Here is a 20006-nt window from a genome sequence, read left to right on the forward strand (position 1 = left end):
GGCCACGACCACGCCGACAGCCGCGCCAACGCCAACGGCCACGGTCACGGCCACGCCGACAGCCGCGCCAACGGCCAGGCCGACGGCCACGCCAACGGCCAGGCCGACGGCCACTCCCGCGGCGACCGTGTCCCCGGGCGGCACCTCCGGGGATTCCTCCCGCCCGGTGCCCGTGGGCGGCGGCCGCCGCATCCGGCTGGAGTGCCGGGGCACCGGCTCCCCGACCGTCGTGCTCCTCTCCGGGGCGCGCGGGGCCGGGGACGAGTGGACCCACGTCGTGGACCCCGCCGCCCCCACGGGCGGCCTGGAACCCAGTGCGGCGGCGGTGCTTCCGGCGGTCGCCTCGTTCACGCGGGTGTGCGCCTACGACCGCCCCGGGACCACGCGGACCGACGGGAAGCCGGGCTCCTCGACCCCGGTGCCCCAGCCCACCACGGCGCGGGCGGGGGTGCGGGACCTGCGGGCGGTGCTGTCCGCCGCCGGCGAGCACGGGCCGTTCGTGCTGGTCGGCGCCTCCTGGGGGGCGATGATCGCCGAGCTCTTCGCCCGCACCGACTTCCCCCGGGTGTCCGGCCTCGTCACCGTCGACGGCGCGTCACCGTACCTGCGCGACACCCTGACGCCGGCCCAGTGGTCGGACTGGATGCACAAGATCGCGGCGATGGACCGGGGGAAGGGCCTCGAAGTGCCCGACTACGAGGCCTCCGTGGCGCAGATCCGGGGCGCGCCCCCGATGCCGCACCCCCTGCCCGCCGCCGTGCTGACCTCCGACCGGCCGTGGGACCTCCGGGTCGGCGACAGCGGATCGACCTGGCAGGCCTGGCTCGCCGCCCAGGACGACCTCGCCCGCGAGCTCCACGCCCGGCACGTCACCGACACCGGCAGCGGCCACGGCATCGCGGTCGAGCAGCCCCGGCTGGTCGCGGACGCGGTGCGCGAGGTGGTGGACCGGGCGCGGAAGCGGTGAGGAGCACGGGGGCCCGGTTCCCGGGCGGAGCCGGGCCCCCGGCGTCAGCGCGGGCGTACGGCCGCGTCCAGCTGCCCGGCGGACCGGGCCAGGCCGGCCGCCGCCGTCGCGCAGCGGTCGGCCAGGGCCTCGACCCGCCACCGGAAGGCCTCGGCCTGCGGACCCTTCCAGTCCAGCGCGGCGGCTCCCGCCCGCAGCCGCTCCGCGTGCCGCAGCAGCTCCGCCGCGTGGGTCCGCAGCCCCTCCGCGGGCCCGCACCCCCGCCCCGGCCGCTCCGTGCGCGGCGCGGGAACGGCGCTCACAGGGCCCTCCAGGGAGCGAAGGCGTTGGTCACCCCGTCGAGGGCCGGTGCGAGTTCGGGGTGGTGGCGCAGGAGGACGGAGACCATGCCGCCCCGGTCCACCCACTCCAGGCCCTCCGGCGTGTAGATCTCGGGCCGGTAGTCCGTCGTGAAGAACCGGTCGCTCTTGAGCCGTCGGCTCGCCATCAGGATGAAGATCCGGAACAGCGAGTCGCTGAACCCGAATCCGGCCGGCCGCGGCTCGGCGAGGTTGCCGACCAGCGTGTCCACCCGGTCCAGCCGCCCCTCGTACAGCTCCTTCAGCAGCGGCGTGTCGCCCGGGTGCCCGCCGGTCAGCTCCTCGAAGGAGGTGACCGGGCGCTTGCGCAGCATCTGCCGGTAGGCGTTGTAGCGGGGGATGCCGCGCTCGCGGTCGCGCAGGATGTCGACCGTGCCGAGGTCGACGTGCTCGCCGGTGAGCCGCGCCAGATTGCGCAGCGCGTCGGGGTGGTTGTGCAGGACGAGGGCTCCGGGGTGGGCGGTGCCGAAGCTGTAGAAGAGGTCGCTCATGCCGTACGCGTCGATCGCGGTGCGGGTGGACCTGCCCTGCATGTCGTCGAAGCCGATGGTCGCGCGCACGGAGCCCGCCCGGTGGTCGCGGACCGCCAGCTCGTCGGGGATCAGCGGATGCAGCCGGTACGCGGAGACGAACTCCTCCGTCATGGAGAACGGCGCCGCGTGGTGGTCGGTCGGGGAGCCGAGGATCCCGCTGAGCATCTCGCCCTTGCCGACCCGGCCGAACGTCCTGCCGACCCAGCGCGGCAGCACCCCGTACCAGTTGGCGTCCATCGCGTGGCGCAGGACCGGGGTGTCGAGGATGCCGGGCGTCCACTCCACCGTGTGGATCTTCGCCATCAGTGCCGTGTTGACCAGCCGCGCGGTGTGGAAGAGCCGCTCGTCGTCCCACGTCGGGTAGTGGGCGCGCAGGTAGTCGCAGATCGCGTTGTGCTCCTTGGCGAAGAGCGTGTGCAGCAGCGACAGGCCGGCCCAGTAGTCGCTGTTCATGCCGGTCCGGTCCAGGCAGGACTTCCCGGGCCGCGGGTCGGCCGGCAGCCGGCCGTCCTCGACGATCAGCCGCCCGTGCTCGCCCGTGCGCAGCGCCCGGCAGCGGGCCTCGTCGGAGCCGTAGATCTGCGAGCCGTCCCACCAGTGGGTGACGGTGTTCTCGTACGTGGGCGGGGCGTCCGCGGCGGTGTGCGCGACCGGGTCGGGGCGGGTGCGGTTCACGCGCATCGGGCAGCTGCCGCCGTGCTCGGCCCAGTCGTCGTCCTCGGCGAGCGGGACGGTGAAGGGTTCGGCCTCCTCGTTGTCGCCGTGGTTGGCCCAGCCGTGGTTCTCGAACTGGATCCAGGCGGCGGCCAGCAGGTTGAGGGCGGGCGCGGGCACGAACCCCTTGCGGGCCAGCAGCTGCCTGCTGATCTCGCGCGGGCTCGGCGACATCAGCTCCTCTTCCGGGTCCGGGAAGGCCAGGTACAGCGGGGCGTTGCGGTCGAGCCGGGTGCCGACCCGGCCCATGTCCTCGTCGTACGGGTCGTAGCCCGACCCGTCGTACGAGCGGAACGGCGCGAGCGAGGGCGTCGTCCGCCGGCGACGTTCCCCGCCCGCGCCGTAGGTGTCGTACAGGTTCTTGCGGCGCAGGTCGTCGCGGAGCACCCGGAGGTTCAGCAGCCCCAGGGGGAGCGGCAGTTCGTGCCACTCCCGGGTGCGGTTGACGCGGGCGAAGGCCGCCGAGCCGAGGCGTTCGAGGAGCCCGGGCGGCCCGTACGCGGGAGCCGGGGCGGGCCCGGCGGCCTGCGCGGGCACGCCCGCCCCGGCCGTGGCCCGCGGGGCCGCGCTCTGCTCGGTGGAGGTGGTGTCGGTCATGGTGTTCCTCAGCGGTCGGCGGGCAAGGGGTGCGGTCAGCGGTCGTGGAGCTTGAAGAAGCGGGCGGCGGTCACCCGGCCCCGGAACGGCGCGAGGTCGGCGTCCACGCGCGCGCTCACCTCGGGGACCTCGTGTTCGAGGTTGTGCGCGTACCGCTCGGCGGCGTGGCACAGCGGGAAGGCGTGCGTGTCGTCGGTCCAGGTGAACTCGGTGAACTGCTCGGGCAGCGCGTACGGGGACACCGACGAGCGGCCCTCCAGGCTGGGCACCACGTCGTGCTCGTTGACCAGCGAGTACACCCGGGTCCGCGGATCGGCGGGGCGTTTGCCGTCGATGGGGGAGCCGATCGCGACGACGTGCGTCACCCGGTGGATCTCGCAGAAGTCCCGGTCGGCCGCCAGGTTCATGGCGGTGATCCCGCCCAGGCTGTGGCCCACCAGGGCCACGTCGCTGCCCGAGGGGACCAGCCGGCGCAGCGCCTTGGAGACCGCCCTGGAGTACGGGGTGGCCGGCCGCGCGACCGCGTGCACGGCACCCAGCAGGTCCTGGGGGCTCTCGTCGCGGACGCCGGACATGCCCGCGAGCTGGACGACGTACCGCTGCACCCCGTCGGGTCCCGTGACCTGCTGGACCAGCAGCGTCCCGTCGGTGCCCACGGCGTCGATGTTGCGGACGTACCCGGCGATCGTGCCGGTGGTGTCGAGGCGTTCGGCGAGTGCGGGGGAGGGCACGAAGGGCTCGGCCCGGCCCGGTCCGCGGTCGAGGAAGGCCCAGACGCGGCCGCTGACGCCGAGGACCGGCTCGGCGCCGGTCAGGGTGCGCCCGGTCGCGATCTCCCAGCCCGCGCCGTCGTTGAGGGGGTTCTCGTCGGTGAGGGCGTTCCACGCCAGGACGTCGGCGAACGAGGGCGCCAGCAGGGCGAAGGTCCGCTCGGCGCCCTTGTTGCCGAGGATGGAGCGGAAGACCCGGACCGCCTCCCGCTGCCGGTCCTCCGCGACGGCCCGCAGCACCCGCGCGGTGTCGGGATCGGCGAGCAGCTCGGGGTGGCTGACGGCAGCGGCCCGGATCCGCGCCTTGAGGCCCGTCACGGCCAGGCTGACCGCGAGGCTCTCCCGGCTCGTGAACACCCCGGCGAGCCGGCCGATCCGGGCGAGGCCGCGACCGCGCAGCGCCCAGCCCAGTCCCTTGGGGTCGGTGATCGTCCGCAGCAGGGCGCGCCGGGCGGCGCCGCCGCGGGCGGTGCGCGTCAGCCGGGTGCCGAGGGCGAGTTCGGAGGCGTACCGGGAGGCCTCGCCGACCCCTTCGGCGGCCTCCGCGAGCACCCGGCACAGGTGGTGCAGGGACGCGATCTCCGGTTCGTGCCCGTGCTCGTTCCCGGCGACGGCGGTCATGGCATCGGTCATGCAGGTGCCCTCCGGGGCATGGTGGGGACGGGAGCGGCGGGCGAGCGGGTGCGGCGCGGGGTCCCGGCGGCCGGCCGGGCCCCGCGGCACGTGCTCAGCGCCGTTCGAGGGTGAGCCGGATACCGGCCGAGGAGAGGATTCCGGGCAGCGGAAGGCACGGGTCCACCGCGGGCCGGCCGCCGGTGACCCGGTGGCCCCGCAGCACCGTCGCGACCAGCTCGGCGGTCGTCAGCACGCCCAGGTGCTCGCCGGGACAGCGCCCGCCGCCGTGGCTGAACGGCGCCATCCGGACGTCCTGCGCCGCCCCCGGCCGCAGCCACCGGCCGGGCACGAACTGGTGGGCCGCCGGCACGTGTTCGGGATCCCGCTGGTGGAACAGCGCGGGCACCAGCACCGCCGTCCCGGGCGGATAGTGCACCCCGCGCCACTGCGTCTCCGCGCGGGTCACCCGTACGAGGTCCGGCACGATCGGGAACAGCCGCAGGGTCTCCTGCACACAGGCCCGCAGCCGGGGCAGTTCCGCGCCCCCGCCGTCCACCTCGTCCCGCAGCGCCTCCTGCTCGGCGGGATGCGCGGCGAGCAGCAGCAGCGTACGGGCCACGGTCGGACCGACCGTGTCGAGGGCGAGCAGCCAGTGGTGGGCCTGGCCCACCGCGTCCAGTGCGGCGGCGTCCGGCCCCGCGGCGGCCGGATGGCTGCGGGCGAGCGCCGTCAGGGTGTACGGCTCCGCCCGGGCGGCGTACTCCTCGACACGGGCGGCTGCCCTGCGGTAGAGCGCCTCGGCGGCGGCGGCCCGGCCCTTGCGCATCCGCATCCAGTTGGCCTCCTCGCGGATCGCGAGCAGCCACCGGGCGAGTTCCTCGTCCCCCGCGGCCGCGTCGCCGAGGACCATCCGGCGCCCGATCCGGGCCACGGTGCGGCGCAGCAGCGGGAAGTCCAGCTCCGGGCCCCGGACCAGGGCGGGCGCCTCCTGCCCGATCACCGACCGGAACTCGGCGCAGGAGGGGTGCACGGGCCGGTCGGCCGCGAGCACCTCGTCGTTGACGCGCCGGCGCTCCTCGCGGGTGTCGCCGTGCGAGCAGATCACCCCGGTGGGCTCCAGCAGCGACAGCCCCTTGTACTTGTCGGGCGCGTCCATGGCCAGGGTGCACACCGGCAGTTCGTAGAACCGCCGCACGTCGGCGTGGTCCAGCAGGACCAGCAGCGGCCCGGACAGGCCGCGCACCTCGACGGGCGCCCCGCCGTGCCGGGCGCGCATGGCCCGCAGCGTCGCGGCCGACCAGCCCTGCTGGCCCAGGGCCGCGTACGCCGCCACGACCCGGGGCCGCAGGTGGAAGGCCCCGCGGACGAACGCGGGCAGCGTGTGGGTGGCGGCGAAGCGGACGGTCTCGGCCCGCCCGGCCCGGGCGGGCCGCGGTACGGCGAGGACGGGGGCGGAGGTTTCCCCGCCCGCGGCTTCCGTGCCCGCGGCTTCGGCCGGGGTCCCGGCGACGCCCTGGCCGGCGGTCCCGGTGGTGCTCCCGGTGGTGGCGGCGGAGCCGGCCGTGGCCTCGCTCACGCCTCCACGACCTTCCCGGGGTTGAGCAGGTTCTTCGGGTCGAAGAGGCGCTTGAGCCCGCGCTGGAGCTCCAGGCTGACCGGGTCGAGCTCACGGGTGAGCCACTCGCGCTTGAGCGTGCCGATCCCGTGCTCGCCGGTGCTGGTGCCGCCGAGCGCGAGGCCCGCGGCCATGATGTCGTCGTACGCGGTCTGCGCCCGCCGGAACTCGTCCGCGTCCGATTCGTCGAAGACGACGGTGGGGTGCAGGTTGCCGTCCCCCGCGTGGCCGAGCGTGAAGATCCGCAGCCGGTTGCGTACGGCGATCTCCTCGATGGTGCCCATGAACTTGGCCAGTTCGGAGCGCGGTACGGCCACGTCCTCGATGAAGGCGGTCGGCCTGCCGCCGAGCGTCGCGGCGAACGCGCCCAGGGCGGGGGTGACCAGCCTCCGGGCCTCGATCACCTGCCGGGACTCCTCGGCACCGGAGGCGGTGACCAGGTTCCCGGCCCCGGCCGCCTTGCACAGCAGGGCCATCGCCGCGAGGTCGCGGCGGGGGTCGGCGGTGTCGCTCTCGATGATGAGCGTGGCCGCGGCGCCGGGGGCCAGCATCGGGTGCCCGTGGTCGGCGACGGCCTGAGACGTGGCCCGGTCGAGGAGTTCGAGGGCGGACGGGACGTGGCCGGCCGCGGTGATCGCGGCGACGGCGTCCCCGGCCGCCGTCAGCGTCGGGAACTGGGCCAGCATCGCCAGCGCGGGCGGCCGTACGGGGCACAGCCCGAGCGTGGCGCCGACGATGACGGCCAGGGTGCCCTCGGAGCCGACGAGCAGCCGCGTCAGGTCGTACCCGGCGACCCCCTTCGCCGTGTCCCGCCCGGTCCGCATCCGGCGGCCGTCGGCGAGGACGAGGTCCAGGCCGCGCACGTAGTCGGCGGTCACCCCGTACTTGACGCAGCAGATCCCGCCGGCGCCGGTGGCGATGTTCCCGCCGATCGTGCAGTGCTCCCAGGAGGCGGGATCCGGCGGGTAGGAGAGGCCGTGCTCGGCGACGGCGTCGTTCAGCCGCTTGGTGACCACCCCCGGCTCGCAGCGCACGAGCCGGTTGGCGGGGTCGATCTCCAGGATGCGGTCCATCCGCGCGGTGCTCAGGACCACACAGCCGTCGATGGCGTTCGCGGCGCCCGCGAGACCGGTGCGGGCGCCCTGCGGGACGACGGGGACGCCGAGGTCGTACGTGGTGCGCATGATGTGCCGGACCTGCTCGGCGGTGCGCGGGAAGGCGACGACGGCCGGGGTGCCGGCCTCGGAGAACGGGGCGGCGTCGTGGGCGTGCGCGGCGAGGGTCTCGGGGTCCGTGTGCAGGACGTCGGCGTGGTCGGTGAGCAGGGTGCGCAGACGGGACAGCAGGGGTGTGTCGGGCGACATGAGGGGCCTTCCGGTGAGGGTGGCGGGGCCAGCGGCCGGGTTTCAGAGGGAGGGGAGCTCGGTGGTGACGGGCACGTCGATGAGCACCGGTCCGTCCTGCCGGGACGCGGAATCCCTGACGAGCTTGGTGAGTTCACCCGCGCCGTGGGCCCGGTGCGTGCGCACCCCGTAGCCCTCGGCGACGGCCGTGATGTCGAGCCCGGGGATGTCGAGGCCGGGCGCACCCTGCGCGTGTTCGAGCTGCGCGAACCACTGGAGGATCGCGTACTTGGCATTGCTGAGGACGACGAAGGTCACGGGCACCCGGTAGGCGGCCGCGGTCCACAGCGCCTGCACGGCGTAGTGGATCGAACCGTCGCCGATGACGCAGACCACGGGCCGGCCGGGTGCGCCGAGCTGCGCACCGACGGCTGCCGCGGCCCCGAAGCCCAGTCCGCCGCCCGCGGAGAAGAGGTAGGAGTCCGGGCTGCTGATCCGGGTGGCTTCGTGGAACTGCGGGACGTTGGAAGGCGATTCGTTGACCCACAGGGTGTTCTCGGGCGCGCCCTGGGCGATGGCCGTCAGCGCGGCGAGCGGGGGCATGACGCCCTCGGCCGCCTCGGGGAACCGCACCTGCCCGTGCGGCGCGGGGGTGCTCCCACCGCCGGCCGGGAGCCGGTCCGCGAGGGCCCGTACGGTCAGTGCCAGGTCCGCGACGACGGCGTCCCCGACGGGCGCCTTCGCGGCCTCCTCGGCGTCCCGGGTGAGGAGGACGAGCCCGGTGCCCTCGGGCAGGTGGGCCCCGGGGATGTAGGGGTAGTAGCGGAACACCGGCGCGCCGATGACGACGACCAGGTCGTGCCCCGCGAGCTGCGCGCCGAGCGGCCCGATCGCCGGGGTCAGCTCGCCGCGGAACTGCGGGTGGCTGCGGGGGAAGGAGACGCGGGCCGAGACGGGCGCGGCCCAGACGGGCAGTCCGGTGCGTTCGGCGAGCGCGAGGACCGCGTCCCAGGCGCCGGAGGCGTCGACGTCGTCGCCGACGACGAGGACGGCGGAGCGGGCACCGCAGATCCGGTCGGCGAGCGCGGCGACGGCGCCGGCGTCGGGCGCGGCGGCGTGCGTGATCCGCCGGGCGGCGGCCGCCCGAACGGCCAGGTCCTGCGCTTCGGTCAGCTCGGCGTCGAAGTCGTCCATGGGGAGGGAGAGGAACACCGGCCCGTGGGGCGGGGTTTCGGCGATCTGCACGGCGCGGGCCAGCGCGGCCGGGACGTCCGCGGGGCGCGGGGGCTCGTACGCCCACTTGACGGCGGGCTGGGGGAGCAGCGTGGCCTGCGGGTTGGAGAGCAGGGCCTCCATGGTGAGCATGGCGCGCACCTGCTGGCCGGCGGTCACGACCATCGGGGTGCGGTTCGCGCGGGCGTTGAGGATGGCGCCCATGGCGTTGCCGGTGCCGGGTCCGGTGTGCAGGTTCACGAGGGAGGTGGTTCTGGAGGCGAGGGCGAATCCGTCGGCCATCCCGACGACGACGGCTTCCTGGAGGCCGAGGACGTACCGGAAGTCCTCGGGGAACCGCTTGAGCATCGGCAGCTCGGTCGAGCCGGGATTACCGAAGACGGTGGTGATACCACGTGCTCGTAGAACGTCCAGGACTGATTCGCGAACCGTGCGCATGCGGTGTCCTTCCGCGCAGCCGGGGGCACTGTCGGTGATCAATCCAGCACACTGAGTTGATCTTTACAAAAAGCCTCCACGGCATACCCGTCTGTGCTATGCGCCCGCGGCGGGCCCGTCCCGGCACCGGCCGCCCGGCCGGACACGGTTGACACCGCGTCCACGACGGGCGCCGGATGTCCCCCCGACGGGTGGACGCGAAGGGGTGTGATCCGGCGATCGGGCGCGGACCCGGCCGCCGACACGGCAGGCCGGGCCCCGGCCGCCCGGCCGGTCCGCCGCGGCCCCGTCAGTGAGCCTGGTCGCCCTCCGGTCCGATGTCGTTGGCCCTGGCCGGAGTTCCGTCCGGGGCGAACGCGTGGTGGAAGGTGAAGGCGTGCGGCGCGGAGCCGTGGTCGTGGAGGTGTTCCAGCCCGCGCACCCCGTCCTGCCAGGTGGGTATCGCGCCGTCGGGCACCCACCAGAACACGTGCGTCGGGTGTGCCGTCCTCTCGAACCAGTCGTGACGCCTGTTCAGCGCCTCACGGTGCAGGCCGGTGTAGACGGCGTCGAAGGCGGGGCGCAGGCCCGTCCAGAGCGAGAGGGTCGTGGCCAGGGCGGTGGTTTCCGCCGTGCGGCCCTTGTCGTACCAGGCCGGTACGGCGAACTCTCCCCAGGGACCCCAGTCCGCCTCGAAGAGCACGCCCCGGTCGCCACCCGCCGCTTCGGCGCGCGCGAGGTATCCGGGATGCCGGCTGATCTTCCGGTAGACGGCCTCACCGCGCTCGTAGAACTCGCGCGTGAGCGGTCCGGGGTCGGCGAGGGGCGACTTCAGGACGCCGAAGGTGTACAGGGCAAGACGGGGCACGTGTTTCTCCCTGGTCGGGGGGTGTGAACTCCTGTGCGACCGTGGGTGATCGCCGAGGACCAGGTGAAGGTAGCCGCCTCTGCAGCCCCTGTCGAAGTTGCGTTTTCCCCGTCAAAGTGGCCTCCTGCGCGGGCCGTTGGGGGCTCCGCCCGCCCTGCGTGTCCGCCCGGGAGCGCAGACCCGCCCGCTGAGGATCGACGGCTCCGGCCCCTAGGGGCGGAAGCGCAGCGGATGGTCCTCCGGGACCTCCACCACGGCGATGCGCACGCCGTCCGGGTCGGCGATCCACATCTCGATCAGCCCCCAGGGCTCCCGCAGGGGCGGCCGCAGCACTTCCGCGCCCCGCGCCCGCAGCTCCTCGTACGCCGCCTGCACGTCGGCGACCTGGAGCCACAGCCGCAGGCCCGGCGCGGGGGGTTGCGCGGCGCGGCCCGAGACCTCCAGGAAGCCGCCGCCCAGGAAGTAGACCGTGCCGCGGTCGGGCCCGGTGCCGAACTCCCGGTACACGGCGAGCCCCAGCGCGCCGCCGTAGAAGGCGCGCGAGCGCTCCGGGTCCGTGGGGGTCAGCAGCGTCCGGCTGCCCAGTACGTGCACCATGGCGCCGAACCTATGCCCGGCCGGGAGCGTGCGCCGCCCGGGGCGGGCGCATGGCCCAGCGGATGCCCCCGGTCAGGGCGTGGCCCGCCGGCCGCACGCAGGCCACGTCGAGGAGCGGAACGTACGGGAGGCCGAGCAGGTCGCGGGCCCACGGCGGCAGCATCCCCACGGCGTTCGCCGCCAGGACGGCGTACGGGCCGCGGGCGGCCGGCGGCAGGGGCGGGCGGCGCAGGATGAAGCGGGCGGCCTCGCGCGCCTCGCGGGTGGCGCGCAGCTCCGGCCGGTAGGCCGCCAGCCGGGCGGCGAGCGCGGCCCGGTCGCGCGGCGGGTCGCTGACGCCGAGGGCGAGGGCCACCCGGGCGGCGTCGTCGACGTATGCGTCGCAGCCGGCGCCGTCGAGGGGGCGGGCGCCGTACCTCTGGTGGGCCCGCAGGAAGGAGTGGACCTCGGCGACGTGCACCCAGCCCAGCAGGTGCGGGTCGCCGGCCCGGTACGGCCGTCCGTCGGCGGTCGTCCCGCGCACCCGTTCGTGGACGGCGCGCACCTGCGCGACGGCCTCCTCGGCGTCGTCCGCGGTGCCGTACGTCGTCACGGCGAGGAAGGTGCTGGTGCGCTGGAGCCGCCCCCAGGGGTCCCCCCGGTAGCCGGAGTGCGCCGCGACGGCGGCCATGGCCAGCGGATGCAGGGACTGCAGCAGCAGCGCGGTGATCCCGCCGATGAACATCGAGGCGTCGCCGTGGACGGTGCGGATCGGGCGGTCCGGGCCGAACCAGCGGGGGCCGGGGGTGTCGTGGATGCGGGCGCGGTTCTGCGGACCGGAGGGCCCGGCGACGCGCGCGAACAGGCTGCGGCCGAGTTGTTCCCTCAGCCGGTCCAGGGCGGGCGCCGGAACGTTCATCCGTCCATTGTCGTCCACGGGCCGCCCCCGCATCCGGGCTTTCGGACAACCGGTCCGCGGCCCCGGCACGCGTCACGGGCGGTGGCTCACACCTCGGGGACGGCGGCGTCGAGGGCCGCGGTGAGGCGGTGCAGGCGGGTCTGCAGGTCGCGGATCTCGGCGAGCTCGAAACCGGTGGCCGCGGCGATCCTGCGGGGCACCTCCACCGCGCGGGCGCGCAGCGCCGTACCGGCCTCGGTGGGGGCGACGCGTACGGACCGCTCGTCCTCGGTGCTGCGCTCGCGGTGGACCAGGCCGGCCGCCTCCAGGCGCTTGAGCAGGGGCGACAGCGTGCCCGAGTCGAGCCGCAGATGGTGTCCGAGCTCCTTGACCGGGGTCGTGCCGTGCTCCCAGAGCACCAGCATCACCAGGTACTGGGGGTAGGTCAGGCCGAGGTCCTTCAGGACGACGCGGTAGAGGCCGTTGAAGGCCCTGCCCGCGGCGTTCAGCGCGAAGCAGATCTGGCCGTCCAGGCGGAGGAAGTCCTCGTCGCGGAGGGTTTCGGTGTGCTGCTCGCTCATGCGGGCCAGTGTACCCGGACAAAGCTTGCGGGTCATTTAGTTGTGCACAACTGAATTGTGTGCTCTAGTAGTGGACGTCAGCCGATCACCGGCTGGCACGGTCACCACCGCGAGAGGAACCCCGATGGACGCGCTGTACACCGCTGTCGCCACCGCCAACGGCCGCGAAGGCCGCACGGTCAGCTCCGACGGCCAGATCGACCTCGCGCTCGCCATGCCCCCGGCGCTCGGCGGCAACGGCCAGGGCACCAACCCCGAGCAGCTCTTCGCGGCGGGCTACGCGGCCTGCTTCGCCAGCGCCCTCGGTCTGGTCGGCCGGCAGGCCAAGGTCGACACCGGTGAGGTGTCGGTCACCGCGGAGACCTCGATCGGCAAGGACGACACGGGCTTCGGCCTGGCTGTCACCCTGCGCGTCGAGCTCCCGGAGTCCCTCGCCGGCGAGACGGGCGCGCTGCTGGTCAAGCAGGCCCACGAGGTCTGCCCCTACTCCAAGGCCACCCGCGGCAACATCCCGGTCGAGCTGGTGATCGAGTAGTCCCGATCGCGGGCCCTGTCCGCAGGGCCCCCGGACCGGTGCGCTCCGCACTACCGGCCGGCGCCGGCCGGTCGGCCACGTCAGGGGCGTCTCAGGGGCGGATCAGGGCGTTCCCCGAGGGCCGGGGCGGCCCGGCGCCGCCACGATCAAGGCATGTCGAACACACCCTGGCAGCGGACGGCGTTCACCGCCGGTCCGCTCTGTATGACGGCCTACGGGCTCGTCCGGCTGACCGACGGGGAGCACGGCCCCGGACTCGCCTGGTCCCTCGGTCACCTCTTCTTCCTGGCCGCCGCGGCGTGCTTCGTCCCCATCGTGCTGGTGATGCGGCGGACGGCTCTGCCGGGCCGGGGACCGGCCGGCCGGGGGCTCGCCGCCGCCGGTGCGGTCACCGGCCTGCTCGGCATCGCGGCGGTCGTCGCCCAGGCGGTCATCGACCTCGTCGTCGGATTCCTGAGCGAGGACCGCGAGACGATGGACGACCTCTTCCGGCAGGTCCGGAGCCACGCGGGTGTGGAGCCCGCCGTCTACACCGTCGGCCCGCTCCTGTTCCACGTCGGCCTGTTGCTGCTCATGACCCAGCTGGCGGCGCTGCGGCGGATCGCCGCCTGGCGGCCCGTCGTCGTGGTCGCGGGCGTCGTCCTCACGGGCGTCAGCCTGGATCTGCTGCCACTGGCCGGACTGTTGTTCCTCCTCGCGTTCGGCCCCCTCGGGCGCCGTGCCGGGGACCGGGACCGGCGCCCCCGTACGGCTACGGCAGCCCCGGGCAGCTGACCGGCACGGGTCCGGGCCGCGCCAGGGGCACCCGGCCGGTGAACAACTGCTCGGGGAGGGCCGCCAGCCCGAGGAGACCCAGCGTGGTCTGCGTGGCGGCCCGGTGCCAGACGGGTGCCGTGCGCAGCATCGTGTGCCGTCCGTCGGACATGGCGATGCCCGCGGCCCGGGCGCCCCGGGCACGGGCCCGCCGTACGTAGTCCCACGACGCCTGCGCATCGGTGACGCGGTCGGCCTCGTCGTGCAGCAGCACCACCGCCGTGTCCCCGAGGTGCAGGACCGGTTCACCCGGCGGGCACCACGGCGCGAGCCCGACCACCGCACGGACCAGCGGGTCGGCGGCGGCCCGCAGTGCGGCGCGCCCGCCCATGGAATGCCCGACCAGCACCACGGGCATCGGCCCGGCCACGCAGCACAGTTCGCGCAGCGCCTGCCAGACGTCGTGGACCGGGTCCGCCCGGTCGCCGTTCCAGCCCCGGTGCACGTAGCGGACCTCCGCCACCAGCAGGTCCCGCGCCGCCGGCGAGCCCGCGATCGCCCGGGCGAAGGGGCGCATCCGCAGCCCCGGCAGGTTCGGCCGGGGCGGCGCGCCGAGCCCCACCGCACGGCCTCCGTGCAGCAGGAGCACCGCGGCGGCCGGCTCCCGGGGCAGCCGGCGCAGCACCAGGGCGCCCGTCGGCCTCGTCATGCGCGGCCTCCCCGGGGCGGCAGCGGGAGGAACCCGCTGGTACGGGCCGCATAGGCGGCATAGCCGGGGCGGTCCGCCATATGGGCCTCCAGGAGGCGCTTGCCGCTGCCCACGGTCAGCAGCAGCGTCATGACCACCGGGGACACCAGGCACACCAGCGCGGCCTCCCGGGTACCGCAGGCCAGCAGGTAGAGCCCCCACCACACCAGGAAGTCCCCGAAGTAGTTCGGGTGGCGGGTCCACGCCCACAGGCCCCGGTCCATGACCGCGCCCCGGTGCGCGGGATCGGCCCGGAAGCGGGAGAGCTGGAAGTCACCGACGGCCTCGAAGGCCAGGCCCACCGCCCACAGCAGCACGCCGAGCGCGGCCGGGACACCGAGGGGGGAGTCCACGTACGAGGCCGTCTGCACGGGCAGGGAGACCAGCCAGACCAGGCCCGCCTGGAGCAGGTACACCATGAGCAGGGCGCGCAGATGCGGGTTGCCCCGCCCGCGCGCCAGGAACCTCGTGTAGCGGGGGTCCTCGCCCTGCCCGCGGCCGCGCCAGGCGATGTGCACGGCCAGCCGCACGCCCCACACGACGGTGGCGGCGGCGACCAGCAGCCGCCGGCCGCCGTCCCCGTACCCGGACGACAGGGCGTACGAGAGCGCCGCGACGGCGGCGAACGCGAGGCCCCAGGCGATGTCGACGGTCCGGTGCAGACGACGGGCCGTCCCGACCGCGAAGGCGGCCAGCAGCACGGCCGCGGCCGTGGCGGCGGCCGCGGCCAGATTGCTCCCGAGGGCCGTCAGGGCGGCCGCGTTCACTGCGGCGCCCCGTCGAAGACGTCCTGGATCAGGAGCATCTGGCGGACGTCGAGGTAGCGGGCCCGGAACCCGGCCTCGGAGTAGGCGAGGTAGAACTCCCACATCCGCCGGAACGTCGCGTCGAAGCCGAGCGCCTCCACCTCCTGCGCCCGCTGCACGAACCGCTCCCGCCACAGGCGCAGGGTCTGCGCGTAGTGGTCGCCGTACCCCTGGTCGGAGACGATCCGCAGTCCCGCTCCGGCCGCGTGCGTCTCGATGGCCTCGCGGGAGGGGATGAGGCCGCCGGGGAAGACGTACTTGGCGATCCAGGTGTGCGTCCGGGCGGTGCGCAGCATCTGCTCGTGCCCCATGGTGATGGACTGGAGGGCGATCCGTCCGCCGGGTGCCACGGCGTCGCGCAGGGCGGCGAAGTACGTCGGCCAGAAGTCCCTGCCGACCGCCTCGATCATCTCCACGCTCACCACCGCGTCGTACCGGCCCTCCAGGTCGCGGTAGTCCCGCAGTTGCACGTCCACCCGGTCGGCCAGCCCCGCGGCGGCGATGCGGCGCCGCGCGAGGTGCTGCTGCTCGGCGGACAGGGTCACGGTCGTCACGCGCGCCCCGCGGGCGGCCGCGCGCAGGGCGAGTTCGCCCCAGCCGGTGCCGATCTCCAGCACCGACTGCCCCGGACCGACGCAGGCGAGGTCCAGCAGCCGGTCGATCTTGCGGTGCTGGGCGGCCGCCAGGCTCTCGTGGCGTGCGGGGAAGGAGGTGAAGACGGCGGAGGAGTACGACAGGGTCTCGTCGAGGAAGAGCGCGAACAGCTCGTTCGACAGGTCGTAGTGGCGCCGGATGTTCTGCCGGGCCCCGGCCCGTGAGTTCAGCTCCGCCTCGGGCCGGGGCCGCACCCACGCCCCGCGCAGCCGGCGCAGCGGGGCCGGGACGAGCTCGTCCACGTGGGCGGTGAGCACGGTCAGCAGGCCGGGCAGGTCGTCGCTGTCCCATTCGCCGGCCATGTAGGACTCGCCGAAGCCGATCAGGCCGTACGCCGCGATCCGGCGGAAGAAGGCCTCCGGATCGTGCACGGTCAGCGACGGCCCGCTGCCGCTCGGCGGCTCTGCGCCGAACCGGCAGTGCAGGGGCATGGCGGTCACGGCCCGGCGGATCAGCCGGCGGGCCACGGCCGTGTGGCCCCACGGGGCGGTCGGCGGCCGGGTCAGGTCCGGCCACGCCGGGGTCTCGGCGCAGGACCGCTGCGCGGGTACGTCGGCGGTGCGGGGAAGGGAGAGGGTCACGGGGCGATGCCTTCCTGGAGTGCACGGTCGGGACGGGGCTGGACGGGCAGCCCCCGGAGCAGCAGGCGGATGGCGTGGCGGCGGATCCCGGCCCAGACGGCGGCCGTGGACCAGGGCCGCCGGGCGACCGCGTGCAGCAGGGCGAGGGGGGTGGCGGGGCGGTGCCGGCCGTGCAGGGTCGCGGTGAAGGGCCGCTGCCCGGCGCGCACGAGCTGGACGGAGATCTCCAGCCGCTCCCGCGGCTCCGGCAGGCGCATCCGATAGTGGCCGTCGACGGGGAAGAACGGCGAGACGTACAGCTCCTTCGCCGCCTCCGCCCGGCCGGCGCCGTCGGTGCGCAGCAGGTGGCAGTGGCGCTGCCCGTACGTGTTGTGGACCTCGGCGACCACGCAGACCAGGGCGCCCGCGCGGTCGTGGCACCAGTACAGGGTCAGCGGGTTGAAGACGTACCCCAGGACCCGGGCGTGGGCCAGCATCAGGACCCGCCCGCCGTCGAGGTGCACGCCCCGGGAGGCGAGGTACCGGTCGAGGCCGGCCCGGATCGTGGGCGCGCCGGCGAAGTGGTCCCGGGCGTCGAAACGGGCCAGGGGGCGCAGCGGCCGCGGGAGCCGCGGGAGCTCGTCCAGGTCCACGAGCCACATGTACGTGAGGTGCCGGAAGGAGTACCGGACCGGGGCCGTCCGCGCGTGGGAGACGACGCAGTCGTACAGGGCCGGAACGGCCACCGCCGGCAGGGGCGGGGCGGTCGGGACCGGCGGGGCCTCCTGCGGGCCCGCTCCCGGAGCCGTCCCGGGCGCCGCGGCCGGGGGCACCACCGGGGGGACCACGGGGCTCACCACCGGACGCCCAGCGCGGCCGCGGCCCGCACGCCCGAGCGGCAGCCGTCCTCGTGGAACCCCCACCCGTGGTAGGCCCCGGCGAACGCGGTGACCCGTGTGTTGAGGCGGGGCAGCGCCCGCTGGGCGGCCACCGACTCGGGGGTGTAGACGGGGTGCGCGTAGTCCATGCGGGCCAGGACGTGCTCCGGGTCGATCCGGTCGCCCGCGTTCAGGCTGACGACGTATCCGGTACGGCCCGGCAGGCGCTGGAGCCGTGTCATGTCGTAGCTGACCCGGACCCCCTGGGTGCCGGGACGGCAGTCGTCGAGGTGGTAGTTCCAGGAGGCCCGGGCCCTGCGCGAACGGGGGAGCAGTGCGGTGTCGGTGTGCAGGACGGTCGAGTTCGCCTCGTACCGGATCGCACCGAGGATCCGCTGCTCGTCCCGGGTGGGATCGGCCAGCAGGCGCAGGGCCTGGTCGGGATGGGTGGCGATGACGACCGCGTCGAACGCGTCGGTGGTCCCGTCCTCGGTGCCCACCAGCACGCCGCCCGGTATCCGGTCCACCCGCTCGACCGGCGTCGCGGTCCGGACGTTGCTGATCTCCTTCGCGACCCGTTGCACGTAGGCCGCGCTGCCCCCGGTGACGGTCTTCCACTGCGGGGATCCGGTCACGGACAGCAGCCCGTGGTGGTCGAGGAAGCGGAACAGGTGGGCGGCCGGGTACTCCAGCGCGGTGTCCGCGGGGCACGACCACACGGCCGCCACCAGGGGGATGACGAAGTGCGTGATGAAGTACTGCGAGAACCCGCCGTCGGCGAGGAACGCCCGGAGCGTGTGCCACGGTTCCGCCGTGCCCGCGGCCAGCAGGCGGCGCGCACGCCGGTGGAACAGCGGTACCTCCGCCAGCAGCCGCAGGTACCGGCCCCGCAGGGCGGGCCGGCCGGTGAACAGGCCGGCGGGCCCGCGCGCCCCGGCGTACTCCAGGCCGCAGCCGTCGCACCGCACCGACATGCTCATCTCGGAGTCCTGCGTGGCCACTCCGAGTTCGCGGAAGAGCCGCAGCAGCAGGGGGTAGGTGCGCTCGTTGTGGACGATGAACCCGGAGTCCACCTGCACCGTTCCGCCCCCGGGGGCGGGCAGTTCATGGGTGTGGGCGTGACCCCCCAGCCGGGGGTCCGCCTCGTACAGCGTGACGTCACACGCCTTTTGCAGGACGTAGGCGGCGGTCAGACCCGCCACCCCGCCACCGATCACGGCCACACTCTGGGTACGCACGATCCGTCACTCCCCACTGGTCGCCACGCCGTCGGCCACGGCGTCTCCCCCCTCCTTCGCGGCCGGTGCGCCGGCGGATTGGTGCCGACGGGCAGGAATCGAAAAACGGTTCCTCCGCCGCGGCACCCCTCCTGACTTGGCACGAACGGACAACTTCCCCCGACCGTGCCGTGCCCACGTGCGTAAATTGCCGGGCGAGCGGGCCAATCCGTACGGGCGCCCGCTCCGAAGACCGGTCAAGAACGCGAACTTGGCGCCACGCGGAGCGAAGGACAGTCATGCGATGGACGGACCCCGGCGGATCATCCGCCACCCTCGGCCGACCCTGCACCCCGCCCCCGCCGATCCGCTCGAGTCCGCATCCGCATGGGCACCCGCAGGGAAGGGAGACCGGCCGGTGAGACAACCGCTGCCGTTCGGCGCCCCCGACACCGCGCCCCCGCTCGAAGACCTGATGTCCCGAGTGGCCCGCGGCGACAAGGACGCCTTCTCCGCCCTCTACGACGCCCTGTCCGGAACCGTCTTCGGCATGGTCGTCCGCGTCGTGCGCGACCGTGCCCAGTCCGAGGAGGTGGCCCAGGAAGTGATGATCGACCTGTGGCGGCAGGCCGCCCGCTACCGCCCCGACCAGGGCAGCGTGCAGACCTGGGCCGCGACCCTCGCCCACCGCCGCGCCGTCGACCGGGTACGCTCCGCCCAGGCAGCGATCAACCGGGAACACGACCAGGCCGCCCGCCAGCAGGCGCGCCCGTTCGACGAAGTCGCGGAACAGGTCGAAACCCGGCTGGAGAGCGAGCAGGTACGGCGCTGCATGCGCGGCCTGACCGAGATCCAGCGCCAGGCCGTCACGCTGGCCTACTACCAGGGCCTGACCTACCGAGAGGTCGCCGAGACCCTGCGCACACCACTGCCCACGATCAAGACACGCATGCGCGACGGACTCATCCGGCTGCGCGACTGCATGGGGGTGACCACATGAAGCACGACGGGGAACTGCACACCCTCACCGGCGCGTACGCCCTCCACGCCCTGACACCGGCGGAGCACGAGGTGTTCGAGGCACACCTCGCCGACTGCCCGTCCTGTCTGCAGGAGGTGGCCGAATTCTCCGCCACCGCCGCCCGCCTGGCCGGAGCCGCCACCCTGGCGCCGCCCCCGCAGATGAAGGACGCGGTCCTGCACGGCATCGAATCGGTCCGCCAGCTGCCCCCGGTGCTGCCGTCCGTGGGCAGGCCGATCACGTTCGCCGCGGTCCTGCGCCGCAGGGCCACCGTGCTGGCCATCGCCGCGAGCCTCGCCACGGCGGCCGTGCTCGGAGGCGTCAGCATCATGCAGAACCAGCGCACCGAGGAGGCCCTCCAGCAGGTCCAGGCCTCCGAACGCAGCCTCCAGGACCTCAGCGCGGTCATGTCCGCGCCCGACGCCCGTACGGTGCGGGGCCGCACCGCGACCGGCGCGACCACCTCCGTGGTCAGCTCCAGGGCGCAGAACAAGGCGGTCTTCGTCGGCGCCGGGCTCCCCGAACCCGGCGCGGGCAGGACGTACCAGCTCTGGTTCGACGACCACGGCACCATGCGTCCCGCCGGACTCGTGGCGCACGACGGGGCCATGCTCCTCCAGGGCGGCATCCAGAGTGCCTCCGGGGTCGGACTCACCCTCGAACCCGAGGGCGGATCCGTCCGCCCCACCACCCGGCCGCTGCTCCTCATGGCCCTGCCGGCGTGAGCACGCAAACCCTACCCGCACCC

General features: G+C 74.7%; 20 protein-coding genes. 5 read left to right on the top strand and 15 right to left on the bottom strand.

The features are described from left to right. The first annotated feature begins 166 nt into the window (after nt 1-166). Nucleotides 167-967: an alpha/beta fold hydrolase gene (locus ACFXA3_RS09425; RefSeq protein ID WP_385184204.1), complete on the top strand. Its 801-nt coding sequence runs from the start codon at nt 167-169 to the stop codon at nt 965-967. 44 nt (nt 968-1011) lie between these two features. Here ACFXA3_RS09425 and ACFXA3_RS09430 read toward each other — a convergent pair whose 3' ends face one another. The 10 genes from ACFXA3_RS09430 to ACFXA3_RS09475 form a co-directional block, all read right to left on the bottom strand. After that, nucleotides 1012-1269, bottom strand: a complete 258-nt coding sequence (locus ACFXA3_RS09430; protein WP_385184206.1) for a hypothetical protein — start codon at nt 1267-1269, stop codon at nt 1012-1014. Beyond that, complete coding sequence (locus ACFXA3_RS09435) at nt 1266-3170, bottom strand: peroxidase family protein (RefSeq protein ID WP_385184209.1); 1905 nt, start codon at nt 3168-3170, stop codon at nt 1266-1268. Before ACFXA3_RS09435 ends, ACFXA3_RS09430 begins: the two co-directional genes overlap by 4 nt. A 35-nt stretch (nt 3171-3205) precedes the next feature. Next, complete coding sequence (locus ACFXA3_RS09440; RefSeq protein ID WP_385184212.1) at nt 3206-4573, bottom strand: alpha/beta hydrolase; 1368 nt, start codon at nt 4571-4573, stop codon at nt 3206-3208. 94 nt (nt 4574-4667) lie between these two features. Continuing rightward, complete coding sequence (locus ACFXA3_RS09445; protein WP_385184214.1) at nt 4668-6131, bottom strand: cytochrome P450; 1464 nt, start codon at nt 6129-6131, stop codon at nt 4668-4670. Next, on the bottom strand, nt 6128-7534 hold the full coding sequence (locus ACFXA3_RS09450) for an FAD-binding oxidoreductase (RefSeq protein ID WP_385184217.1): 1407 nt from the start codon (nt 7532-7534) through the stop codon (nt 6128-6130). The genes ACFXA3_RS09445 and ACFXA3_RS09450 overlap by 4 nt, the downstream gene beginning before the upstream one ends. A 42-nt stretch (nt 7535-7576) precedes the next feature. Continuing rightward, complete coding sequence (mdlC, locus tag ACFXA3_RS09455; protein ID WP_385184218.1) at nt 7577-9184, bottom strand: benzoylformate decarboxylase; 1608 nt, start codon at nt 9182-9184, stop codon at nt 7577-7579. Nucleotides 9185-9473: 289 nt separating this feature from the next. Beyond that, the gene (locus ACFXA3_RS09460) at nt 9474-10031 is read right to left on the bottom strand and encodes a DUF3291 domain-containing protein (protein WP_385184221.1); all 558 of its coding nucleotides are present in this window, start codon (nt 10029-10031) and stop codon (nt 9474-9476) included. Between the two features lie 210 nt (nt 10032-10241). Further along, nucleotides 10242-10628, bottom strand: a complete 387-nt coding sequence (locus ACFXA3_RS09465; RefSeq protein WP_385184223.1) for a VOC family protein — start codon at nt 10626-10628, stop codon at nt 10242-10244. A 10-nt stretch (nt 10629-10638) separates the two neighbouring features. After that, nucleotides 10639-11526, bottom strand: a complete 888-nt coding sequence (locus ACFXA3_RS09470; protein WP_385184225.1) for an oxygenase MpaB family protein — start codon at nt 11524-11526, stop codon at nt 10639-10641. A gap of 86 nt (nt 11527-11612) precedes the next feature. Then, the gene (locus ACFXA3_RS09475; protein WP_385184227.1) at nt 11613-12086 is read right to left on the bottom strand and encodes a MarR family winged helix-turn-helix transcriptional regulator; all 474 of its coding nucleotides are present in this window, start codon (nt 12084-12086) and stop codon (nt 11613-11615) included. A gap of 124 nt (nt 12087-12210) precedes the next feature. Here ACFXA3_RS09475 and ACFXA3_RS09480 point away from each other — a divergent pair, with 124 nt between their 5' ends. Together ACFXA3_RS09480 and ACFXA3_RS09485 are read left to right on the top strand one after the other, a co-directional pair. Further along, complete coding sequence (locus ACFXA3_RS09480) at nt 12211-12621, top strand: organic hydroperoxide resistance protein (RefSeq protein WP_030293642.1); 411 nt, start codon at nt 12211-12213, stop codon at nt 12619-12621. A gap of 153 nt (nt 12622-12774) precedes the next feature. Then, nucleotides 12775-13395 carry a hypothetical protein gene (locus ACFXA3_RS09485; protein WP_385184230.1) on the top strand — a complete coding sequence of 207 codons (621 nt, stop codon included), beginning with the start codon at nt 12775-12777 and terminating at the stop codon, nt 13393-13395. Here the strand turns inward: ACFXA3_RS09485 and ACFXA3_RS09490 are convergent. The 5 genes from ACFXA3_RS09490 to ACFXA3_RS09510 all read right to left on the bottom strand — a co-directional run bounded on the left by ACFXA3_RS09490 (nt 13373) and on the right by ACFXA3_RS09510 (nt 18258). Then, nucleotides 13373-14083 carry an alpha/beta hydrolase gene (locus tag ACFXA3_RS09490; protein ID WP_385184232.1) on the bottom strand — a complete coding sequence of 237 codons (711 nt, stop codon included), beginning with the start codon at nt 14081-14083 and terminating at the stop codon, nt 13373-13375. The two genes, ACFXA3_RS09485 and ACFXA3_RS09490, sit on opposite strands and share 23 nt — an antisense overlap. After that, nucleotides 14080-14889: a DUF1295 domain-containing protein gene (locus ACFXA3_RS09495; protein ID WP_385184235.1), complete on the bottom strand. Its 810-nt coding sequence runs from the start codon at nt 14887-14889 to the stop codon at nt 14080-14082. The genes ACFXA3_RS09490 and ACFXA3_RS09495 overlap by 4 nt, the downstream gene beginning before the upstream one ends. Further along, complete coding sequence (locus ACFXA3_RS09500) at nt 14886-16163, bottom strand: class I SAM-dependent methyltransferase (RefSeq protein ID WP_385184238.1); 1278 nt, start codon at nt 16161-16163, stop codon at nt 14886-14888. Before ACFXA3_RS09500 ends, ACFXA3_RS09495 begins: the two co-directional genes overlap by 4 nt. Beyond that, nucleotides 16160-16897, bottom strand: a complete 738-nt coding sequence (locus ACFXA3_RS09505) for a DUF1365 domain-containing protein (protein WP_385184248.1) — start codon at nt 16895-16897, stop codon at nt 16160-16162. Before ACFXA3_RS09505 ends, ACFXA3_RS09500 begins: the two co-directional genes overlap by 4 nt. A 98-nt stretch (nt 16898-16995) precedes the next feature. Then, the gene (locus ACFXA3_RS09510) at nt 16996-18258 is read right to left on the bottom strand and encodes an NAD(P)/FAD-dependent oxidoreductase (RefSeq protein WP_385184240.1); all 1263 of its coding nucleotides are present in this window, start codon (nt 18256-18258) and stop codon (nt 16996-16998) included. Nucleotides 18259-18655: 397 nt separating this feature from the next. On the opposite strand from ACFXA3_RS09510, the gene sigK reads away from it, so the two are divergent. Together sigK and ACFXA3_RS09520 are read left to right on the top strand one after the other, a co-directional pair. Further along, a complete protein-coding gene (sigK, locus tag ACFXA3_RS09515; RefSeq protein WP_385184243.1) occupies nt 18656-19237 on the top strand; it encodes an ECF RNA polymerase sigma factor SigK in 582 nt (193 codons plus the stop codon). Next, on the top strand, nt 19234-19983 hold the full coding sequence (locus tag ACFXA3_RS09520; protein WP_385184245.1) for an anti-sigma factor domain-containing protein: 750 nt from the start codon (nt 19234-19236) through the stop codon (nt 19981-19983). The genes sigK and ACFXA3_RS09520 overlap by 4 nt, the downstream gene beginning before the upstream one ends. Nucleotides 19984-20006: the final 23 nt, after the last annotated feature.

This window comes from Streptomyces sp. NPDC059456 (assembly GCF_042750055.1).
Taxonomy (GTDB): Bacteria; Actinomycetota; Actinomycetes; order Streptomycetales; family Streptomycetaceae; genus Streptomyces.